We start from the raw sequence: 22729 nt of genomic DNA, 5'->3' as shown, positions 1-22729 counted from the left end.
ACTCCTTCCTTCAGTTCAGTCACATTTTTTCACTTCGCCACGATAATTGGCCATTCTGAAACTGGCCCCGCATCCACACGAAACTTTGGCATTTGGATTATTCATGGGGAATCCGCCTAACATTCCGCTATCTTCATAGTCAATCTCAAGACCATCAATATATGGAATACTGTTTGTGTGTACCAATATCTTAAATTGCTTTTTATTTAACACAATGTCTTCTTCTGCCTGCTGTTCATCCACGATAAGGGTATAAGATAAACCACTGCATCCCCCTTCATCAACGCCTACTCTAAGGAAGGCATTTTGGATATCCGCACTTAATAGGATCTCAACGATTTTGTCCGATGCTGTATCACTGACCTCAATGATCATTTTTATTCCTCCCGGTGGTATCATTTTGAAATTTGGTATCCCAGTCCATTAGACAGGGTATGAATGCTGCAAGAGCAGCTCCTTTTGGCGTAAGTTCATAAATAATTTGTGTAGGGCGTGTCCGTATTGTTCTTTTGATCAAATGATCATCTTGAAGACCCTTTAAACGTCTGGAGAGGATCATTTCGGAAATGGAAGGAATGCTTTCGAATATTTCACCAAATCTCTTCGGGCCTTGAGACAGAACACATAAAATATGGATCGTCCATTTCGTTCCGATGATACGATAAGCTGTAAATAGTTTATTCGGATCTTCAGTGAACAATGGTCTGTACACCCACTTCCTTATTCATCTTCGTGGTGAGATCCGAGTGCTGGCAATGATACTCGTGACGATCAACAAGAGATGGAAACCCATGGCATGAAATATGACCTCCAAGAAAATTGGTATGTATACATCGTATCCGGATACTTAGTAAACATTTTTGTTTATAATGTCTAAGCTACAGTTCGGCTTTGACTTTGTCAACATTTTTGTTTAAAATGTAGTTAGTCATGTAGATTCAGTTGCGTCACAAGGAGGTAAACCATGAGCGGAAATCAAACCAAAAAGGATGTCTCGACCAGTACCCGGAGAGCAATTATTAATCTGTTAAAAGAGCGCGGGGGAATGGATGTTGTCACTCTCTCCTCTCAGTTTTCGTTATCCGGAATGGCTATTCGTCAACATCTGAATGCGCTAAAAGGAGAAGGATTGGTTACCACTGTGGAAGAGTCCCGTCCTATGGGTCGACCCACCAAGTTATGGATATTAACTCCCGCGGCTAATCGTTTTTTCCCAAGTGGATATTCCGATTTATCCGTCAGTCTCATCCATTCGATGAAAGAAGCTTTTGGTACTGAAGGGCTGGACAAGCTGCTGGATGTTCGAAATAAAAATATGCAAGAACAATATCTTCAGCATCTTGGTGATTCATCAGGAGTCAGAGAGAGATTGGAGAAATTGGCCGAAATTCGTACCAATGAAGGTTATATGGCCGAGGTTAAGGAGCAGAATGATGGTAGTCTCCTACTCATTGAGAAACATTGTCCGATCTGTGAAGCGGCCGCGGTATGTACCGGGTTATGCAAGAATGAGTTACATTTATTCAAAACGGTTCTAGGCGATAATGTTCATATTGAACGTGGAGAATACATTCTGGCCGGAGGAAGAAACTGTGTGTACACTGTTTGGCAAAATAAGCCATAACCAAAAGAGCAACCTCATTGGAGATTGCTCTTTTAATTTGGATTTTGAATTGACTAGAACGATTCGGATTTCTCTAAATCATCCTTCATTATACCAGTTATTTTTAACTCCTTCATAATCGTATGTACCCGATTATGTAATTTTGAATTGAGGTAGAGTATAGTAAGAGTGTTGAAAATATACTCAAGGAGGCTACAGCCATGTCACAAAAAATCTGGATGAACCTGCCGGTGAAAGATGTTGTGAAATCCACTGCTTTTTTCAATGAGATCGGATTCCATGGGGAGAATGTTGGTAACGAGAGAGCCCAACTTGTCATAGGCTCAACAACGATTCTGCTTTTTCCGGATGCAACATTTGAGAAATTTACAGGTGCCAAAACCGCAGATACATCCCATAGCGCAGAAGTGATATTTTCCATTGGTGCTGACAGCAGAGAAGAAGTTGATGTTTTTATTAAAAAAGTCGAGTTAGCTGGAGGAACCATCTTTGGCAAGCCGGGTGAGATAGATGGCTGGATGTATGGTGCAGGATTTGCTGACCTGGACGGTCACCGCTGGAATCTGCTCTACATGGATGAGAGCAAAATGCCGAAACGGTAATGTATAACGCTTATCACCACGTCCGCCTCTTATCTTTCAACATTTGAACCCTTCAATTGGCCAGTCATGGAGATTCTGAAGTAGTTCGTTACGATACTAAATAGTAGAAATGCGATTCCTCCAACTACAATATATTGTGTACTTATTCCAGTTACGATTAGTCCACATACACTAGCACCAAGTGTTGTTCCCAGGTTGGAAGAGGTCAGAAAGATCCCATTCGACAATTCGGGTGCCTCTGGTGCTGCAGATACCACCCAATATTGAGTGATATTGCCCCCTATGCCTCCTATGATCCCCCAAATGAAAATAAGGAAGGCCGTTGGCACACTGAATTGTCCGAAGGTGAACAACAAGATGTATACCGTTATTAATACAATGGGATACATCTTGATCGTTCTTAAAGGGAAATTAGCGAGCAGTTTCCCTGCTATCATGTTTCCAACCATATTGGCCAAGCCATATAGAAATAACAACACACTGACGGTGTTCCAGTCATATCTTGTCACGGTTTTCAGAAACTCGGCAAGGTAACTATAGACCCCAAATACAGCTCCGTTCATGAAAATCACGCCAGCAATGGATAGCCACATCACCGATCTTCTCAATACATACAGATGAGTACCCATAGAGATTCTTTTCGTAACTGGCATGGAGGGCACAAAAAGAAGTGTTGCTACAAATGCGATGATCGTTACGGCGGCAAAGAACAACATTGCATAGAACAACGATGTGCTGGTAGCAATCAAGCTCGAAAGGGGGACTCCGAGTACCATGCCTGCCGAGACGCCTACAAATACTTTAGCCACTGCCTTCGGCGCCTCTTCCTTGGGGACTGACGCCGCTGCCACCGTAAATGCCAATGAGCAATAGACAGGATGGAAAAAAGCCGGAACGACACGTGCAATGACCAATACCGTAAAGTTTGATGTGATGGCGGAGACCAGGCTGCCCACAATAAAAATGCCAAGTACAAACAACATGACATGCTTCCGGTTCATGCCCGAAAATAATAAGGGTAAAATCGGACCAGATACAGCAACAGCAAGCGCAAAAAGACTCACAATCAAACCAGCGGTTGAGATACTGACCTGGTAATGGTCTGCAATCAAAGGCAAGATTCCGATTACGCCCATCTCCGTATTTAAAATACTGAATACACCAAAGGTCAGAATGAATACAAGCAGGTGATTTCGTTTAGTTGTCATATGCCATGGATTTAGAGAGATCCCGGTAAGCATAGATCTCTGTCTGAAGGTTGGCAATTTTCTGCTCTGCAATGCCTATCGCGTCGGCTCCTGCAATAAAACGTCTCGGCGGTTGGGCCTCGTTTGCAATTTGAAGGAGAGCATTCGCAAGTTTTTTTGGATCTCCAGGCTGCTGCCCGTTCTGATTCTTGAAAAATTCCATATGACCAGCTCTCCGGTCATCATAATCTTCAATCGAGGGCTTAGCGAAAGTTGACGATGCGTTCGTAAGAAATTCTGTTCGGAAAAATCCGGGATTGACTATAGTCGTATGAATACCGAAAGGAACTAGCTCAGGAGCCAGTGCCTCCATCCATCCCTCAAGCGCAAATTTCGCAGCACTGTATGCCGAATTAAACTCAAATCCTGAAAGGCCAGCGCCCGAAGAGATCGAGATCACATGTCCTGAACGCTGGTTGCGCATCACAGGTAATATGGCACGGGTTACATGCATGGAACCCACCAACGCCACCTGTAGCTGATGCTCAATCTGGTCAGGGGTCAGTTCCTCAAAATACCCTCCACAGAAATGTGCCGCATTATTTACGAGTACATCGATCACCCCGAACCGTTCAATTGCCGCCTTAACTGCGGCATGTGCATCAGCAGGCTCGCAAACATCTAATGGCACAACCATTACATTCTCGGAATCACCGATCGCACGAACCACCGCATCCGGATTCCGGCCGGTAGCCACAACCTTGTGTCCAGCAGTTAAAGCAGCCTTAGCAATAGTTGTGCCCATACCTCGACCAGAGCCAGTGATAAACCATACTTTTGTCTTATCCATATCATTCATTCCTTTCCATTTCTTCTCCAGTTGCCTTGCTTTTTAGTTTAGCGTTTATACACCACATAGCAAATACTCATATCTTATAACAAGTTATGCTTGAAAGGCATTTCTGCAAGGTTTATTGTAGAATATAAAGGATAAAGGAGGAGTTACGATGGAGATTAGAGTATTGCGTTATTTTCTTACGGTCGCCAGAGAAGGAAGCATTACACGTGCTGCTGATTTCCTGCACGTTACGCAGCCAACCTTGTCCAGACAATTAAAAGACCTTGAACAAGAGTTGGGAAAGAAATTATTTATTCGCAGTAGTTACCGAATTATTCTCACAGATGAAGGTATGCTTTTAAGAAATAGAGCTGAAGAAATTGTGGGTATGGTCGATAAATTAGAGGCGGAATTTCAATCCATGGAAGAAACCATAAGTGGTGATATTTATATAGGCGGTGGAGAAACAGAAGCCATGAAACAGATTGCAAGAGTGGCAAAAGACGTGCAGAATAAATATCCCAATATACGCTATCACCTATACAGCGGTAACGAAGATGATGTAACTGAGCGGCTTGACAAGGGACTCCTTGACTTCGGAATTCTAATCCAGCCAGCGGATGTTTCCAAATATAACTATATCAATTTCTCCGACAAGGATGTTTGGGGAGTGGTTATGAGAAAAGAAAGTCCACTCGCCTCCAAAGATACGATTCGACCTACAGATATATTACATGTTCCACTGATCTGTTCACGACAGTCAATGAAGCAGACATTTTCGAAAAATGAGTTTGCGGACTGGTTTGGTGAAGATTTTGACAAATTAAACGTCGTTACTACATACAATCTTGCATATAATGCTGCCATTATGGTTGAAGAAGGCATTGGTTATGCATTAACACTTGATAAAATAGTGAACACATCCAGTGAAAGCGACCTTTGTTTCAGACCCCTGGAGCCAAGACTTGAATCTGGTTTAAGTATGGTTTGGAAAAAACATCAAGTCTTTTCGACCGCTGCGGAATTGTTTTTAAAAGAAATTCAGGCAAAATTTTAAGATTCACTAAAAACGTAAAAGAATATTCGTTTAGCATTTATACAGGGTATGGAGAGCACCGAAACTCTTTCGGTGTTCTTTCTTCGTGCTTTTTGAAAGACTGGATAAAGTGATTCACGTGATTAAAGCCTACTTTCTGAGCGATCTCGGTTATTGTATCATTTGTTGATATTAAGAGATCCTTACTCTTCTTAATCCGATATTTGATTAGATACTCGTATGGCGTCAAATGAGCCGTTTTCTTAAAACATCTCGTGCACTCTGAAATGCTCAAATGCGCGACATCAGCAATCTCACGAAGGGTAACCGGATGAGCGTAATTTTGATGGATGAAGCTGAGCATTAACTGTAGTCTTTCCTGCTGACGCTTCTCGCTTCTCGGGGTTTCCTCGGAAGGAATCGAAATGTTGGATATCAACACAAACCATAGTTGTACTGTTTTAATTGAAATTTCATATTCCCATCCCCATGTTTTCTCTGAATTGAACGTCTCCCTCATTCCCCAAAGCATGTCTAATATCTGCGTTTCCCACTCCGAATCTTTTGTAATCACAAGTGAAACCAAAGAAGAATTGGTATAAGGCAGTACATAATTTTTTTCCATTGCACTATCTATATGAAAAGCTAATAGCTTTTCTGGAAAATTAAAACTAACATATTGACCGTCATGGCTTAGCTCAGTTGTGATGTGAAGAATTCTCTTGTTGATCAGGATCGCTTGACCTGTTTCCAATGTATAATCAATTCCGTTAATCTGAATAACCAGCTTGCCTTTTGTGACTAAAGTGATCTGTAGCTCTTCGTGCCAATGCAGATCGTTGAACCCTCTGCCTTCGGGGATACTTGTATGACGTGTATGTGTGTACATGATATAGGGAAACGAATGATCGGAATACAGAATATCCTCATAAAGTTGCTTCGCCATTTTATGATGTTCCTTTCTTTGACGATATATCTATATTATACAGCGATTTAATTGCACGAAATCCACAAAAATAATGATATTATTATATCAAATCTTTGACTTATCACAAGAGCCTGTGCACAGACGACCGGATAAGAACTTTTGGAGGCTTATATGTGAAAGAAACTAAACCATCGCTACTTTTTCATCCTTATGTATTACTTTTTATCGCCATTTTGTCGGTATCCGTCTCTTCAATCATGATCAAGTCTTCGGATACTCCGACCGCTATAGCCGGTATGTACAGGCTATATATATCGGCCATTATTATGCTTCCTTTTATCCCCTGGAAAACGATTCGTTTCTTAAAACTGAATTCAAAGGATTGGAGCACCGTTTTTCTGGCTGGCCTGCTTCTTGGTCTATATTTCTTGTTCTGGATGGAATCGCTGGTGTATACCTCAGTCGCTAGTTCCATGGTCATTCTGGCGCTGCAACCTTTGTTTGTGATGGTCGGGTCATACTTTATGTTTAAGGAAAGAGCAAGTATACCTACCGTTCTATGTTTAATTACCGCCCTATTCGGTTCGGTGATTATCGCCTGGGGAGATATAGGCATTTCAAGAGAGGCTCTGATCGGTGACGCGATGTCACTGGTAGGAACCATTCTGGTGTCGGCGTATATGCTGGTGGGACAGAAAGTAAGTCGAAAAATCGACGCGAATATATACAGTGTTGTTGTCTTTATGATTGGTGGAAGTGTCCTGCTGGTCTACAGTTTATTGAATAACTTTACCTTGACCAATTACGAATCATCCGATTGGCTGTATTTCCTCCTACTTGCGATCATACCCACTATTTTTGGTCAGTATATTTTCAATCTGCTGCTCAAATCCATTGGTGCAACAACGGTTTCAGTAGGCATTATCGGTGAACCCGTTTTGGCCATTATGCTGGCTTATCTTCTTTTGGGAGAAACCATCTCTGCTTTTCAATTTGTAGGCGGTTTAATTACGTTGTCAGGAATGCTGATGTACTTTGCCCTGAAATCCTACAATATCCAACTGCCCAAATTCCTTCGTTCCAATCGAATCAGGAAATTAGGATAATAAAGAAAGATCGGAAAGCAGATTATAGTTGTGGTTAATTTCCCTCCGCGTCGTATATTAGGATTCAATTCAGATGTGTTGGTGCTTGGCGGGCTGACCGAACAACAGGAAGATGTTGTTTTATTGAAACCTGATCTCGAGCTACCCAACGGTTCTGTGATCGGATGATAAGAAGAAACCCTCCGGAGCTTAACTCGGTGGGTTTCTTTCTTATCAAAACATCAATCAGTTCTATGAAGAACTAATGTCTGCTATGTGATTAAATTTACTTTATGCGAATCGTGGCGTTCTACTTCTCATGTTCCTTAACCACTTGTTCGATCCCGAGCAAAATAATCTTCAACCCGAACTCAAACGCACTGTCCGTTCCCATCACCTCAAACATACCGTTTTTATACATCCTGCTGAACAGACCAACTTCCTTCTCGCTCATAGAATCCAGAAGGCTAACCATCTCTTCACCTTGAAGTACTTCCTGCTCTTTAATGGCAGCAGATATATTACGCTGATGCTGATAATCGTCCAGTACGAAATAGAATACATAATTGACAAGTGTAAGAACGGCCTGTAATTTCTGCTCTTGCTCTAGTGGCGTTGATTCCATGCAGAGCAACATGCGATTGGTGAAGCGAATCATGTCCGGCTCGTGAGGCAGCGTCATCATCATGAGTTGTGTAGAGCACGGGTACCGGCTGAGTACACTTCGCACCGTCACCGCAAGCCCCTCCATCTGTTCCTTCCAGTCCCCTTCAGTGTGAAACTCGTCCAGAATAATTTTCGATATCTGGTTAGCCAGACGCTGGTAGAGCGTCTGCTTGCTCTTAAAGTACCAGTATAGAGATGGAGCCTGAATCCCCAACTTGTCTGCCAAGCGTCTCATGCTGAATTTCTCGATGCCCTCTTCTCCGAGAAGCTCCCACGAGAATTCCAAAATCTTATCTTCCGAAATCTGAGGCTGTTGTTTTTTCATCGCTATCCGCCCTTTTATCTAACAGTGTAAGTTTATGCTTTACAGGTTCATACGTTCATGATAACATCTAACACTGTAAGGTTCAATCTAACGGTGTTAGATTAGATCAATATTAACGAAGAAAGTAGTGACCCACATGGATGCAGAAAACCTCCATTACTTTGAAAAAGCACCAATCGCCAAAGCCGTAGCTCATTTTGCTGTCCCAATGATGCTAGGCACGTCAATGAGTGTTATTTACTCCCTCTTGAATGCCTATTTCCTTGGCACACTGGGTAATACGGCAATGTTAACCGCACTCGCACTAACTTTACCTTTATTCGCGGTCATCATGGCCCTTGGTAATTTAATTGGTATAGGTAGCGGTACATTCATCTCTCGTTTGCTGGGAGAGAAAAAAGTAGATGATCTGAAGCATGTTTCTTCATTTGCCTTTTACAGTAGTTTAGTTCTCGGAATTATCGTGATGGCCGTTGGGCTCCCTCTGATTGAACCAATCGTTCATGGGCTGGGGGCAACGAAAGAGTCCTTCGGATTTACGAAAGAGTATGTCACGATTATGCTTATTGGTTCACCCTTCGTCATCTTATTCTTCACGCTGGAGAATATCGTGCGCTCAGAAGGTTCAGCAATCACTTCTATGACAGGTATGATTCTCAGTGTTGTTATAAATATTATCCTTGATGCACTATTCATTTTTGTCTTCCATTGGGGTGTGATTGGCGTTGCATCTGCTACCGTCATCTCCAACTTGGTTGCGAGTGCATTTTACGCTTACCATATGAGTTATAAGAGTCCATTCTTAACCGTCTCCCTAAAATGGTTCAAGGTGACGAAGGACATCCTGAGCAATGTGTTCAAAATTGGTGTTCCCGTCTTTGTTATGAGTGTCTTCTTGGGAGCAATGTCGCTTATTCTTAACCTTTTTCTTGTCGAATATGGGGATCAGGCCGTTGCGGGGTATGGAATCTCATCACGTTTATTGCAATTTCCTGAGTTTATTCTGATGGGCTTGTGCGAGGGAGTTGTGCCGTTGATTGCCTTCTCATTCACAGCGAACAAATTACGCATGAAACAAACGATTGGATTTACGATCAAAGCTATTTTGGGCTTAGCCGTCCTGTTCGGTATTATCGTTTATCTGATCTCTGACCACTTGATTGGTTTATTTACGACTGACCCGCAATTAATTGAAATGGGTAGCTATATTCTTCATGTAACCTTTTTATCCTTGTTCATTACAGGAATGACTTCTTTGTTTATGGGTATCTTCCAAGCAACAGCCCAAGGAACCGCCGCGTTTGTAATGTCCATAATTCAAGGGATTACACTAATTCCTGTATTGTATGTCGCTAATCAGATGAACGGCTTTCATGGAGTGATCTGGTCACTTGTTATTGCTGATGCCGTCGCGTTCCTAGTTGGGGCCATCATGTTATATGCTTTGCGGACCAAATTGCAGCCGGATCTGGAACATTTGGTACAGTAGTTATCCAAAAAAACGAAAGAAGGCAGGATAAGGGTATCCCCTCAATCCTGCCTTCAACTATTGCAACACCGCTGTTCAATGATCGATCATCTTATTGGATTTGTTTCATGTAAGATTTGAATTCCTCGGCGATTTCTTTGTATTTCGTATGATGCAGGTAATGTGAACCTTCCATTGGAATCATTTTTCCTTGCGCGGATTGTTTCACTTGCTCCTCATGCAGCGGAATCCACTGCGGGTTTTTCTCGTTATTGGAAAGAACAAAGAGAAGCACTGGCAGATCACGAGGATACGTGAGTTTTTCTCCATTTTTGAAATTGGAACCCAGGTGTTTAAGCTCGTCTACTAATGTAGGATTTGTCGAGACTTGATTCGAAATCAACTTCATCTGTTCTTTGGTATGTTCATCATAGTCAAGTGATGCATATGAATCACCACTTACTTTATTGAGTACTCTCATTAAGCCTGATTTTTGAAGGAATTTCATTAAGTTCAAAGGTAATTTAACATCCATGCCAGGTTGATTCGGAACACTGCTATCGATCCCGACAAAAGCAGAGACTTCATCCGGATACGTGTTCACATAAGTCGCCGCGTACAGTCCCGTGATGGAATGCCCCATCAGAATATAACGATCTATACCGAGCTGCTGTACAGCTTCATGAATTTCACTAACAATATTCTCGGTGGTTCTCTCCTTTTCGGTCTGGTCGCTTAATCCATAACCGAAAGGCTCAATCGCCACAACTTTGTAATCAGGTGTCAATTCATCGATTAACAATTTGAAATCAAGCACTGGCGACGGGGTCCCTTGTCCGGGAAGTAGCACGATGCTTTGTTCGCCGCTGCCTTGAATGGATACATTCATATTTTTTCCGTCGACATTGACATATTGGCCGTACGATTCGATTTTCTTTTTCTCTGCCCCATTACTTATCGTATGAACGACAAACGTGATGCCCATGAACAGCACCAGCGCGCCGACAATACCACCTATTATTTTTAACCATAAGTTCCGTTTTTTACGGCCCTTAGTCCCCGTTGTTGTTACATCCACTGTTTCTGCCATATCCATCTTCTCCTGTCCTTTATATCTGTAGAGCCGCTCTTGCGACATAGGTATAGTGTAACCATGGAAGATGTCCCCTTCGTGACGGGAATATGAACGGAGTATGAACAAGCAAAAATTATGTTGAGGCGCATAGACTACTGTACATAACACATTTCATGATTTCATAACGATTTTCCAGTAAGTGATACTCGGAGTTCCTTCTCCTGTGACCTGGTTGTATAGTTCCAAACGTATAGCTCTAAATCTGATTTCTTAAAATCTTTATACACGTCCATATGTTTGTTCCCTAACTCTGAGAAAAAGTGGGGTACTAAGTAATGTTTTTCTTCTCCTTCAAGGAAGTAGGTTTGGTTAAGCCCTCCAAATGTATTATCCGGGCTTTCTGACTCTACGTACAGATTATCGTCCTTGATATAATAGGTCCAGATGATAGGAAAACCTTCGTAATCGCTCGCAATAGTTTTCGGTTCAGTGGATATATCAGTTAAATGAATGGATGCACGACTACCTGCATGTTCATCTACCCTTTTCTTTGCGATTAAAGTCATTGGTTTGTCTACTAATGACTTAACATCCATAAGAAAATTGGATTGTTCAAAGCGCAATTCTGTTTGATTTGCATTCATTGTTCCATCAAGCGATATCAAGCCATCCATGACCTTGCCGTCCACTTCAAGTTGATAAGTCCGGTACGGCAATCTGAAATATTCTTCATCATGATCGATCGTTAAGCGAATTTGTGTTGGTGTTACTACCATGCTACTTATACTTGCCGCATCAGCTAAAGAATGTATTGGAATATTCAGTTCTTTTTTAAAGGTGCCCGTTTCCATTTCTTGACGAGATAAGAGTAAATTCAGGTTCCATGTGCCTTCTGTCCGTTGTTTTTCATGAGTGTATGTGAAGGTGAAGCGATCCCCCTCTTTGAACTGCTGCTCGTTATACATTTGTCTGCTGAAATAGTCACCGGATACTCCCTCCATGCCATACTCAGGATTCTCCGTTTCTTTAATAACCTCTTGTTGAGTATCATAAGCTCTGATGCCAGCCCAAGATTGTTCCTTCGCCTCTGAATCAGAGAAGGTAACCTTAGAATTAATCATGATTTCGCCTTTAGCATATTTGAATGACTGTACTTCTATTTTGTCGATCCCATTCTTTTGTATATTAAACTGCTGCGTACTTGAATCTTTAGGATCAAGACGAATCTCTTGCTCAAGGTCTTCTAAGTAAAGAACATCAGAAATGGAGAACTGAAGATCTGATTGTTTCTCTTGCATAACCCAGTCTGTCTCAAAATATCCCTGAAAAACGCCTTGTGCAGCATTCCATTTCTGATAATAGTGCCCTTCAATAGGTTGCCCATTACTGTCTTTTAAGAGCATTTGATTATATCTGATTTCTTGTTTCTCAGTTTCCAATTCTGGCTTGACTGTGTATAGTAAAACGGTCCGGTTGTCATCCACAAATGCATTATGCACCGTTAAGGTAACTCCGTGGGCTGTTATGCTTTGTTCAATGAGCTGGCCATAACCAGCTTTAAGGGCCGACTCAATCCCTGATTTATTGGACAAGACATCGCTCCAATCATATTGTAAGGCTGCGTATACAGGAGTGGCCATGACGGCTAAGGAAATACCCAGGACAACAGCTGCCTTCGTTTTCTGCCTTTGGGGTCTGTTATGAACATCATTAACTACTCGCAATTCTCCCGTTTGAATGCTATTGAACATCTTTTCAAAGTCTGGATACTCCACCTGTTCTGAGTGAATCAAATGATTTTTAACCTTGTATTCTACTGACTTCATAAGTGTTATCTCCTCTCATGTTAACCTTTTCGTAGAATTCAATTTTTTTTCGCATTAACTTTAGAGCTTTGTATAATCTCGTTCGCACTGTCCCTTGTCGAATGTTTAAAGTCTCTGCAATCTCAGCTACGGATAGATCACCAATATATCGGAGAGTCACAACACTAAGAAGCTTGTCCGGCAATTTTTGGAGCTGCTGCTCCAGTTCAGCAAAGGAAAGCTTAGCCATAACAGTAGTGTCAACCGGATCATTAGATAACACTTCTTGTTTATGCTGTAACTGCATTTTGTTTTGCTTCTCGCCCTTAACTTTGTTTCTTCTAATAATGTTCAGACATTGATTCATGGCAATTCGCATGATCCAGGTCCTTAGATGTGACACATTTCTCCAGTCTTGGCGGAACACGACAACAAAAACATCATGGCATACATCTTCTGCATCCTGCACGTTTTTGAGCATATACAGACATGTGCGATACACGTCTTTGTTGTAAGTATGGAATAGTTCATGCTCGGTCACTTCCGGCACTCCTTTCTTGTTAGGATATAATATAGACAAAGTAGAGTCGGAATGTATTCACTTTTTCTTTGAGTAAGCGTTTTTTTGATACAAAAAAAGGAGAACTGCCATTACACAAGCAGTTCTCCTTAGGATAAAACAGTTTCTTAGTGGTCCAGGAACACAAGCTGAATGAAGAACAATACCGCAAAAATGTAGAAGATTGGATGAACATCTTTACCTTTTCCACGAAGCAGCTTAAGTACCGGATAAAAGATGAAACCTACGCCGATGCCTGTCGCAATACTGTGTGTCAATGGAGTAAGGATGATGATCAGGAAGGCAGGAAATGCTTCTTCGAGATCATCCCATTTGATTTTGCTGATGACGTTAATCATAAAGTATCCAACAATGATCAGTGCCGGAGAAGTGATCGCCGGAATGCTTGATATTACACTTACGATCGGAGTGAAGAACAAGGTCAGCGCAAGCAGCACACTTACCGTTACCGCTGTCAGTCCCGTTCTTCCTCCTGCGGCTACCCCTGTGCTGGACTCGATATAAGCTGATGTTGGACTTGTTCCGAGCAAAGCGCCACTGGTTGTCCCTACGGCATCTGCCAATAATGCGCCACGCGAGCGTGGAAATTTACCATCCTTAAGCAATCCAGCTTGTTCAGCAACGCCGAGCATCGTGCCTGTCGTATCAAACAGTGTGATCAGCAGGAACGTAAATATGATCGTATACAAACCATTCGAGAATACACCTGCCAGATCCAGTTGCAAAGCCGTTGACGCGAGGCCTTGAGGCATGGATACAATCGATTCCGGCATTTGGAATAGTCCCATGATCCAGGCAAGTATCGCTGTTACCACCATTCCGATGAATAGGTAACCTTTCACATTGTAAGCCATCAACACAACGGTAATAATCAATCCGATAATGGTCAGATAAGCCATTGGCTCAGCCAAGTTTCCGATCGTAATCAAATTCGATTCTGAATCGGCAATAATCCCGGCATTTTGCAAACCTACCGTTGTAATAAACAATCCGATCCCTGCGGTTATGGCATGTTTTAAGCTAGCAGGAATTGCATCAAGCAACATGTAACGGAATGAAGTCAGTGATAAAATAATAAACAAAATCCCTGCTATAAATACGGCTCCCAGTGCAACCTGCCAAGACACGCCATATCCGGCAACTACGCTATAGGCAAAGAATGCATTCAGGCCCATACCCGGCGCGATGACGATTGGATAATTGGACCATATTCCCATAATCAGAGTTCCCACAATACTTGCCAGTACCGTTGCTATGAATACTCCGTTAAAGTCCATGCCTGTGCTGCTGAGGATTCCTGGGTTTACGATAACTATGTATACCATTGTGAAAAATGTTGTAACCCCTGCGATAATTTCTGTGGGGATGGTCGTGCCTCGTTCTTTAAGTTTGAACCATTTGTCCATGGTAAAGCCAGCCTCCAACTTTCAAATTATACTCCAAAGCTAAAAACAAAAAATCCTAATCTTCATATAGGATTGTAATATTGTCGCTCCTATATTCGTTGTTAGGATTTAAAGATTCAACAGCTAAGCTCTAAACTAAACATAAAGATACTCATATCTGTTATCAACCTGAAGTCCATTTCGTATTCTAATTAAAATCACATGCAATGTCAATGAATTAACGATTTGTTCACAGTTATTTACGAACTATTCAGACATTATATCTTGTGTTCATTCGTTTTTACAATAGAGTATATAGACGTATGGCTCAATGTCTGCAATATATGAAGAAAGACTGCCAGCAATATTCACTGACAGTCTTTTGCTTAATTCGTAGTAGGTTTCTCTTCATATTCGCTGGATAATTCTTTAAGCGATTTGATTTTGCCATGGGGATGCTGTTCTTGCTTACGTGACTTCCAGGCAGCTTCTTTGCGTTTCTTCTGGTCAGCCATACAAGATATCCTCCTCTGGAAACTGAGATGTATACTACTTCTTTATGATGTCATTTCTGGACAACTTTATTCTGCATGCATAGGTAATAAGAGAATTAGGCAAGCATATAAGACAAATTAGATATCGGTTTTTAGAGCAGGAATGCAATAATATAGACATGCCACAACTGGAGGTTAATATATGCAAAAAGTAATTTTAAATAATGGTGTTGAGATGCCTGTTCTAGGCTTTGGTGTGTTTCAGATTGCAGATGCAAACGAATGTGAACAAAGTGTTATGGATGCCATATCGGCTGGGTATCGTCTCATTGATACTGCTGCCTCTTATCTAAACGAGGAAGCCGTGGGCAGAGCGATCAAACGTAGTGGTGTGGCCAGAGAAGAATTATTTGTCACGACAAAACTTTGGGTTCAGGATACGGGTTATGAACGTACCAAACAAGCATTTGAAAAATCTTTGGAACGATTGCAATTGGACTATTTGGATCTATATTTAATTCATCAACCTTTTGGAGACGTACATGGTTCTTGGCGTGCAATGGAGGAGTTGTATCGTGAAGGAAAAATACGTGCAATCGGAGTAAGTAACTTCCAGCCGGATCGTCTGATCGATTTGATTCTGCAAAACGAAGTAACCCCTGCTGTAAACCAGGTCGAAACACATCCTTTCAACCAGCAGATCTTAACTGGACAATTCATGAAAGAAAATAATGTTCAGATCGAATCTTGGGCACCTTTTGCTGAAGGGAAAAATGACTTGTTCCAGAATGAGGTATTGGTATCTATAGGTGAAAAGTACAACAAATCGGTTGCTCAAGTGGTTTTGCGTTGGTTGACCCAACGTGAAGTCGTGGTTATTCCAAAATCGGTGCGTAAAGAAAGAATTATTGAGAACTTCAATATTTTTGATTTTGAATTAAGCCAAGCAGATATTGAGTCGATTACTGCGCTAGATACCAAACAGAGCCTTTTCTTCTCCCATAATGATCCTGAAATGGTCAAATGGATTAGTACTCGCAAACTAGATATTTAATCCCATCTATCCGATAACAATCTAGTCCTTTCTCTTCACGGAGAGATCAAAAAATCCGATTCCGGCATCACGGAATCGGATTCTTCATTTATTGTAGCCTCAATAATATAGAGAATTCAGAAGTTAATTGGCAGGACCCAGATTAATCAAGCTGACCTCGGATAATGAGACGGTTGTGTTGCCATCTTGCACACCATCAATGTTACCCAGATCAAATGAGATTCGAGTATTCGCATAGCTGTCTTCTGTTGCATCAAATGTAAACGTGAACTCCTGTTTTTCTGGAGTCAAATCAACTCGTGCCCCAAAGAAACCATGCCATTCATAGTTGGCAGCTGCGTCGACCCATCCAATCCCCAAACCCAATTTCCTGGACTTCTCCGCTCTGGCTTTAAACGTCAATTTATATTTAAAACCTTGCTGTATGCCAAATCCTTCATTGATGACTTGACGATCCCATGGATGCTGTCCTGCATGACCAATCTTGGCTTGAAGCTGTTGATTGCTAACTTGCATCTCAAGGTCCGCTGCATTACCATCCGCGTGGGTAAACCAACCTTCCTCACCTTTGGAGAAGTCGCCATTGGGGATAAGATTAACATGAGCTGGCTGCCCTCCTTGATCTGCATTTGGATTAACTTCATATAATTGAACGTTTTTGATGTGAATCGAGTGTTCACCTGTAGATAGCGGATATCCTAATCCAAATGCAAGCATGGCTGCCGAATCGGAGGTATCTCCCATGGTGAAGGTATAAGTATACGACTTTTGATCCGCGGTTAATTCCACTTCTTCTTCAAAATACTTCACAAAATCCCCTGCATTCTGAGAAAGAACCGCTTGCATGGATTTAGGACTTGAAGCAGATGCCTCGAAGGTAAGTCGGTACGTTTTGTTTGCATCCAGTTTGACCTGACCTTGTTGTAACAAAGCATCCCACCAATGTTCACTTGTACCAGGCAAGTGGATCGTTAATCCTGCGCCCTCGTCATGTGAGGCTGTCAGATCATTAGGAGTTAGCTCCCAATGATTCAGATCAGCTGTTAGCTCACTGTTCTGAATTTTGTTTTGTGAAATATCCACCCAACGTGTATTATAATCTGCTCCTTCAAAATTCACATAATAGGGTTTGCCTGCTGTTAAGTTGACGCCTGGAAAATACACCGTTTGATATGCTTGCCATCCACCCGTGTCTCCAAGACTCAGGTCTGATTGTGCAACGGTTGTACCTTGTTCATCCTGAATGCTGAACTGAACCTTGGAATCACTCTTTCCACTGGCCATTCGGGCAGACAGAACATATACTCCGTCGTGAGCTACATCGATTTTATATTGCAGCAGATCTCCCTGGTCCATGTAACTGACATGTTTTCCTCCTTCTACGGAGTCCTCCAGTTGTAAGCCCTGCATCATCCAGGCTTCGGTTGCAGGTACATGTGCGTAGCCATTCACTGACAGAGGTTTTCCGCGTTTCGTCAGACGAACATTGTCCACGTATACCTTACCTTTAGAACTGCCAAATAACAGTCTTAGCTCGGATTGTGCGATTGATGCTCCATCTCCAATGATGATTTCTCCAGTGAATGTTTTCATTTCTTGGTTCAAGGAGAGGTTTTGCCCTTGATGAACCTGTACCGTATGCCCATTACTGCTGACAACATCTATGTCGATACTTCGCGGTGTGTCTGCCTTGGCATCTAAGGAGAAACCATACGTTGTATTCGCTTCCAGCTTCAAATCCGGTTGGTTCACCGAAACTTGCTGTGGGTCTCCATTCGTTTGAGTAACATCAACAACCAGCTGACGCTCCATAATTGGGAATTTCGAAAAGTTATTTACACTTATATTGGCTGCCGCACTGTCCTGAATGCTGCTTGACCAGAATCCCAGACGCTCCTTGCCTTGATCGAATGTGCCATTGTAAATAAAGTTGCCATCAGGTAGCGCGTTTCGTTCGACAGTTAACGGATCAGCTTCACCCACCTCGATCAGTCTGACATTGGCAAACCAAACGGTTGTATCATCCAACCCCAGATTAAATTCGAATCTGGCATTGTTATCCGTGCCATCCCGCATATTGAAGGTATAGTCATAGGATTGCCAATCTGTCGTGAGTGCAAAGGTGTTATCGCCCGAATAATTGGTCCAGCTTTTTTCGAATTGGTTCACTTTGGACATGATTGTACGGTCAGCAGATGCCTTCGCATCAAACTGTATTTTGTACTTTTTGTTTTTCTTAATGTACATCGGCATCTGAGTGAGTTGAACCGAGTAGTTTTCAGTACCCGATGCATCAATGGTAACTTCTGCTGCTTTCCCTTTCTGCTCATCCGTTACAACTTTGACACTGCCAGCTCCATCAGCATTTGTGATGAATTTCCACTGCAGAGGCACTCCATTGTCTGCAGACCCTTCCGAAAAACGATCATTGTAGATTTGATTGCCATCGGCTTGTGGGTCACGCTGTTGCGCAGGCTCGATGGGATTTGTTGTTACATCAGGCCATGTGTCTAGATTTTTGTAAGAATATACTCGCACAAAATCAACATTCATCTTTTCGGAAGTGAAGTTGCTTTCAGGTGCCCCCGGCCAGTCTCCTCCAACTGCCAGATTCAGAATCAGATAGAATGGACGATCAAATGGTGCAGGGAACGTATAATACTCGGGTTGGCCCGCGGCCTTCGTTTGCCAGTTGGTCACTTCATGATGCAGCTTTCCATCCACATAGAAACGAATCATACCCGGCAACCATTCTACCTGGAAATCATGATAATCGTCAGCGAAAGTTTCTCCTTTCTGAAGAGTAAGGCTTCCCTGATCATGTCCATGGGAACCGTCAGGCTTCACACTGTCATAATGCAATGTGCTATATACCTTGTTATTACTCTCTTTGCCACCAATTAGCTCCATAATATCGATTTCTCCAGAGGCAGGCCATCCTCCATAATGCGCTTCATCTGTTGGCATCATCCATATGGCAGGCCACATGCCTTTTTCTATAGGAAGCTTCGCACGTACCACCACTTTACCGTAGGTCCAGTCGCCTTTTCCCATGGAGATCAGTTTGCCAGAGCTGTAATCCTTACCATTTTTCGGCCCCTTTTTCGCTTCAATCTGCAACACGCTACGATTCTGATCTTTCGTAATGCGAGTGTTATCCGGGCTGTAATATTGCATTTCATTGTTATAAACGAGTCCTGTATCCTGCACGGTCCATTTGGAAGAATCAATCGCAGGCCCGTTAAACTCATCATTCCAGACCAGCTCCCATTGATCATGCGGAATTGTTGTTGCTGGAACCGGTTTTTCACCCGCAGGATTACTTGGTGTCGATGGTGTAGACGGTGATTGCCCGTCTGGAGAAGATGGTGTGGATGTGCTTGTCACATTTGTTGAACCGCCAGGCTGCGAAGAAACAGGTTGTTGGGCTTCACCCACCATGGATGTGCGCAATCCTTGTTTTACTTTCTCTCCGTTGATCACAACATCATCGGCATCTACACTCAATTTTTGGATTGTACCTTTGGTATCCACTTGAGTCTGACTCGCTTCTGCATGAATATTCATGGAATCAATCAGGCTGTTTGAAGAGATCTCCAGAATGGATTTTTGCTTTACATGCATCTCCTGAATGTTGCTTTCTTCCGTAATGGAGATTCTGACGGGTTCCCCACGTTTGTCAACGACTACTCGATTTAGCTTGGAGTTGTTAATGTTGATGGAATGGCTGCCTCCGCCTTTAATAATGACACTTCCTGTAACCGTTACGCCCTGAAGAACAACAGATCCCTCGCCAATGCCTTCGGCCAGCAGCAGATTTCCATTAACAATCATATTTTTTAACGTGACATCCGTTGAATTAATAATCAAGTTGCCATCCACTCGGGACTCATATATACCAGGAGCACTTTTCACATCTGCAATCATCGCCGACAACATTGTTGCCGTCTCCGCTCGTGTAATCGGGGCTTTGGGATTTAATTTGCCTTGGAAACCTTTAAGAATATTTTCGTCCACCAGATAGGTAAGCGCTTTCTTTGCATAACCGGAGATCTCATCTGCATCCTGAAATTTCAATTGTTCACTATCTTCATTGGTAGCCGCTGAAAGTTGAAAAGCTCGATCTACCATAACCGCTGCATCTTGACGTGTAATCGGTTGTTGTGGTGACAGATGTTCACGGTCTGTTCCTTCGATGATGTCAGAACCATTCGCTCGTACCATGACGTCATAGTACCAATCGTCTGAAGTCATATCCACATATGGGCCAGTCGCTGCATTACCGGTGAAACCAAAGGCCCGATCCAGAATCATAACGAATTCAGCTCGGCTAATGACCTGACTGGGCTTGAATGTACCGTCCGTATAACCTTTCAATAGATTCAAGTCTTGCAAACGTGTAACTGCAGATTGTGACCAATGCCCGGTCAGGTCTGTATAGGGAACAGAGAAGTGCAGGCTTTTCGCCTGCACATTTCCCACCTCCGCTTGACCCTGTACACTTTCTGCTCCAGCAGTTGCTGGATAAACGAGAGAAGCCATTAAACTCCATGCCATCATACAGGCCAGTCCTTTTCTCATCCTTCTTCCTCCCTCAGCTCAGTTATCCTTGCATTTGCATAGCCTATTCCTTGACTGCTCCAATAACGATCCCCTTAACGAAGAAACGTTGTAAAAACGGGTATACCATCAGGATCGGAAGCGCGCCGATAAAGATCTGTGCTGCGCGTACAGTTCGCTGCGAGATATTCTCCAACATGGAAGGATCGACGTTGATTTTGCTGAGATCTTGCTGAACGATAATAGTTTGTAGCAGAGAAGCAAGTGGATAATTTTTAATATCAGACATATAGATCATACCGTCGAACCAGGAGTTCCACTGATACACCATCGTAAATAAGGACAAGGTTGCGATAGCTGGAAGCGACAGTGGTACGTAGACCAGAATCAACGTTTTGATATGACCTGCTCCATCCAAATAAGCTGCTTCCTCAAGTTCTTTGGGCAGTCCGCGGAAGAAGTTCATCATGAGAATAACGTTCCACACGGACAGTGCGCCAGGCAGAATAAGTGCCCAGATTGTATTCATCAAGCCAAGCTTCTGGATCAGAATGTAACTTGGAATCAAACCGCCGCTGAACAAAATGGTAAATACGAAAAACCACGTATATAAGGAGCGACCTTTAAAACTGATATCTTCCTTCGACAACGGAAATGCGGTTAAGAGCATGATGACTATACCAATGATCGTCGCAATTACAGTCCGTTTAAGTGATACGATCAAGGAGTTGATGAAGTTTGAATTCCCGAATGTTTTCACATATGCGTCGGTTGTGAACCCGATGGGCCAGAAGGTAACCAGGTTTGATGATGCTGGCGCCATACTGCTGAATGAAACAGCCAATATATGAATAATTGGTAAAATGCAGAGTATCGATAATATCCCAAGAAAAGTATAGTTAGCGATGCTGAATATGCGGTATCCTTTTGTTTTATAATACAAGCCCTTTTCTCCTCTCTAGAAAACTCGATAATTAGCTAGTTTGTAAGCCATTCTGTAAGATATAACAATCAAAATGGTAGCAACCACAGATTTGAACAACCCTACTGCTGTGGCAAAACTCATCTTCCCGTTCAGAATCCCGAGTCGATATACAAACGTGTCAATGATGTCGCCTTTGTCATACACAAGTGGATTATACAAGTTGAACACCTGATCAAAACCGGCGTTCAGGATATTACCGATAGAGAGTGTCATCAGTACGATTGTAATCGGCATTAATGCCGGAATCGTAATGTGCAGCGTCTGTTTAAATCGGTTGGCCCCATCCACCTCCGCAGCCTCGTAAAGCGCTGGATTGATCCCTGAGAGAGAAGCCAGAAATACGATCGTACCAAAACCAAATTCTTTCCACACATCACTGACGATCAGTGTTATCCGGAACCATGTACCATCTCCAAGGAAAAAGATCGGTTCTCCGCCAAAGGCTTCGACAAGTTGGTTCACCATGCCGCCCTGTGGAGACAGGATATCGAGCAGAATACCACCGAGAATAACCCATGATAGGAAATGCGGTAGATACACAAGCGTTTGACTTACTCTCTTGAATGCCGTCAAGCGCACTTCATTGAGCAAAATGGCAAACAGGAATGGAGCGAATAGTCCTGCGATGATTTTGAAAAATGCAATGACCAGCGTATTCCAGATCACCTGACCGACGTCCGGATATAAGAATAAATATCGGAAATTGTCCCAACCCACCCATTTGGATTCAGAAAATCCCAAGTATGGTTTGAAATCCTGAAAAGCAATTACAATGCCACCCATCGGTATGTACTGAAACACCAGTGCCAGCAATACAGCTGGAATGAGCATCATATGCAAGGTCCAGTTCCGTTGCATATTCCAGCGCTGTTTAACCCTGGTGGAGCGCCGTTTATGCGGCGTTTCTAACGTATGTTCCTTCACTCCTGCATCCCCCATGTTCTAAATTTTGTATTTTACAAGTCATCGTGAACTTGTATATTAAAATTATAGCAATGGAAATTTGTGATCTATATCCTAATATTGCAACAA

At 42.6% G+C, this 22729-nt stretch carries 20 protein-coding genes and 1 pseudogene; 7 read left to right on the top strand and 14 right to left on the bottom strand.

All coding sequences use genetic code 11. The annotated features are described in order from the left end of the window. Positions 1 to 15 precede the first annotated feature (15 nt). Positions 16 to 375 carry a HesB/IscA family protein gene (locus ACE04G_RS27060; RefSeq protein ID WP_449004799.1) on the bottom strand — a complete coding sequence of 120 codons (360 nt, stop codon included), beginning with the start codon at positions 373 to 375 and terminating at the stop codon, positions 16 to 18. Beyond that, complete coding sequence (locus tag ACE04G_RS27055; RefSeq protein WP_449004798.1) at positions 365 to 712, bottom strand: winged helix-turn-helix transcriptional regulator; 348 nt, start codon at positions 710 to 712, stop codon at positions 365 to 367. Before ACE04G_RS27055 ends, ACE04G_RS27060 begins: the two co-directional genes overlap by 11 nt. A 252-nt stretch (positions 713 to 964) precedes the next feature. On the opposite strand from ACE04G_RS27055, the gene ACE04G_RS27050 reads away from it, so the two are divergent. Together ACE04G_RS27050 and ACE04G_RS27045 are read left to right on the top strand one after the other, a co-directional pair. Beyond that, positions 965 to 1624, top strand: a complete 660-nt coding sequence (locus tag ACE04G_RS27050; protein WP_449004797.1) for a helix-turn-helix transcriptional regulator — start codon at positions 965 to 967, stop codon at positions 1622 to 1624. 200 nt (positions 1625 to 1824) lie between these two features. Beyond that, the gene (locus ACE04G_RS27045) at positions 1825 to 2226 is read left to right on the top strand and encodes a VOC family protein (protein WP_449004796.1); all 402 of its coding nucleotides are present in this window, start codon (positions 1825 to 1827) and stop codon (positions 2224 to 2226) included. Between the two features lie 29 nt (positions 2227 to 2255). Here ACE04G_RS27045 and ACE04G_RS27040 read toward each other — a convergent pair whose 3' ends face one another. Both ACE04G_RS27040 and ACE04G_RS27035 read right to left on the bottom strand, forming a co-directional pair. Next, the gene (locus ACE04G_RS27040; RefSeq protein ID WP_449004795.1) at positions 2256 to 3434 is read right to left on the bottom strand and encodes an MFS transporter; all 1179 of its coding nucleotides are present in this window, start codon (positions 3432 to 3434) and stop codon (positions 2256 to 2258) included. Next, positions 3424 to 4263 (bottom strand): SDR family NAD(P)-dependent oxidoreductase, encoded by an 840-nt coding sequence (locus ACE04G_RS27035; protein WP_449004794.1) that lies wholly within the window; start codon positions 4261 to 4263, stop codon positions 3424 to 3426. The genes ACE04G_RS27040 and ACE04G_RS27035 overlap by 11 nt, the downstream gene beginning before the upstream one ends. 157 nt (positions 4264 to 4420) lie before the next feature. Between ACE04G_RS27035 and ACE04G_RS27030 the strand changes: the two genes are divergently transcribed. Further along, a complete protein-coding gene (locus ACE04G_RS27030) occupies positions 4421 to 5308 on the top strand; it encodes a LysR family transcriptional regulator (protein WP_449004793.1) in 888 nt (295 codons plus the stop codon). Positions 5309 to 5345: 37 nt separating this feature from the next. Here ACE04G_RS27030 and ACE04G_RS27025 read toward each other — a convergent pair whose 3' ends face one another. Further along, positions 5346 to 6233, bottom strand: a complete 888-nt coding sequence (locus ACE04G_RS27025) for an AraC family transcriptional regulator (RefSeq protein ID WP_449004792.1) — start codon at positions 6231 to 6233, stop codon at positions 5346 to 5348. Between the two features lie 155 nt (positions 6234 to 6388). On the opposite strand from ACE04G_RS27025, the gene ACE04G_RS27020 reads away from it, so the two are divergent. Continuing rightward, positions 6389 to 7321 carry a DMT family transporter gene (locus tag ACE04G_RS27020; RefSeq protein WP_449004791.1) on the top strand — a complete coding sequence of 311 codons (933 nt, stop codon included), beginning with the start codon at positions 6389 to 6391 and terminating at the stop codon, positions 7319 to 7321. Between the two features lie 9 nt (positions 7322 to 7330). After that, positions 7331 to 7489: pseudogene (locus tag ACE04G_RS27015) on the top strand (tRNA-binding protein); the annotation flags it as partial. Between the two features lie 121 nt (positions 7490 to 7610). Here the strand turns inward: ACE04G_RS27015 and ACE04G_RS27010 are convergent. Then, positions 7611 to 8291, bottom strand: a complete 681-nt coding sequence (locus ACE04G_RS27010; protein ID WP_221821215.1) for a TetR/AcrR family transcriptional regulator C-terminal domain-containing protein — start codon at positions 8289 to 8291, stop codon at positions 7611 to 7613. 136 nt (positions 8292 to 8427) lie between these two features. On the opposite strand from ACE04G_RS27010, the gene ACE04G_RS27005 reads away from it, so the two are divergent. Continuing rightward, positions 8428 to 9780 carry an MATE family efflux transporter gene (locus tag ACE04G_RS27005; RefSeq protein ID WP_221821214.1) on the top strand — a complete coding sequence of 451 codons (1353 nt, stop codon included), beginning with the start codon at positions 8428 to 8430 and terminating at the stop codon, positions 9778 to 9780. A 91-nt stretch (positions 9781 to 9871) separates the two neighbouring features. Here ACE04G_RS27005 and ACE04G_RS27000 read toward each other — a convergent pair whose 3' ends face one another. The 5 genes from ACE04G_RS27000 to ACE04G_RS26980 form a co-directional block, all read right to left on the bottom strand. Then, a complete protein-coding gene (locus ACE04G_RS27000; RefSeq protein ID WP_449004790.1) occupies positions 9872 to 10849 on the bottom strand; it encodes an alpha/beta hydrolase in 978 nt (325 codons plus the stop codon). A gap of 164 nt (positions 10850 to 11013) precedes the next feature. Next, complete coding sequence (locus ACE04G_RS26995; protein WP_237175281.1) at positions 11014 to 12660, bottom strand: DUF4179 domain-containing protein; 1647 nt, start codon at positions 12658 to 12660, stop codon at positions 11014 to 11016. Beyond that, entirely contained in the window at positions 12635 to 13180 is a 546-nt protein-coding gene (locus tag ACE04G_RS26990) for an RNA polymerase sigma factor (protein WP_405117553.1), read from the bottom strand. Before ACE04G_RS26990 ends, ACE04G_RS26995 begins: the two co-directional genes overlap by 26 nt. Before the next feature lie 146 nt (positions 13181 to 13326). Continuing rightward, entirely contained in the window at positions 13327 to 14625 is a 1299-nt protein-coding gene (locus tag ACE04G_RS26985; protein WP_017688352.1) for an NCS2 family permease, read from the bottom strand. A gap of 365 nt (positions 14626 to 14990) precedes the next feature. Beyond that, positions 14991 to 15119, bottom strand: a complete 129-nt coding sequence (locus ACE04G_RS26980) for a DUF6254 family protein (protein ID WP_219845137.1) — start codon at positions 15117 to 15119, stop codon at positions 14991 to 14993. A 181-nt stretch (positions 15120 to 15300) separates the two neighbouring features. On the opposite strand from ACE04G_RS26980, the gene ACE04G_RS26975 reads away from it, so the two are divergent. Then, the gene (locus tag ACE04G_RS26975; protein ID WP_221821208.1) at positions 15301 to 16152 is read left to right on the top strand and encodes an aldo/keto reductase; all 852 of its coding nucleotides are present in this window, start codon (positions 15301 to 15303) and stop codon (positions 16150 to 16152) included. Positions 16153 to 16275: 123 nt separating this feature from the next. Here ACE04G_RS26975 and ACE04G_RS26970 read toward each other — a convergent pair whose 3' ends face one another. Genes ACE04G_RS26970 through ACE04G_RS26960 form a run of 3 tightly spaced genes read right to left on the bottom strand, consistent with a single transcriptional unit; the run spans position 16276 to position 22621 of the window. Then, positions 16276 to 20733 (bottom strand): carbohydrate binding domain-containing protein, encoded by a 4458-nt coding sequence (locus tag ACE04G_RS26970; protein WP_449004789.1) that lies wholly within the window; start codon positions 20731 to 20733, stop codon positions 16276 to 16278. Between the two features lie 43 nt (positions 20734 to 20776). Further along, entirely contained in the window at positions 20777 to 21655 is an 879-nt protein-coding gene (locus tag ACE04G_RS26965; protein WP_221821204.1) for a carbohydrate ABC transporter permease, read from the bottom strand. Between the two features lie 15 nt (positions 21656 to 21670). Next, on the bottom strand, positions 21671 to 22621 hold the full coding sequence (locus ACE04G_RS26960) for an ABC transporter permease (protein ID WP_145325512.1): 951 nt from the start codon (positions 22619 to 22621) through the stop codon (positions 21671 to 21673). Between the last annotated feature and the right edge of the window lie 108 nt (positions 22622 to 22729).

This window comes from Paenibacillus sp. AGC31 (assembly GCF_057334655.1).
This window is presented reverse-complemented; position numbering and strand designations above follow the sequence as displayed.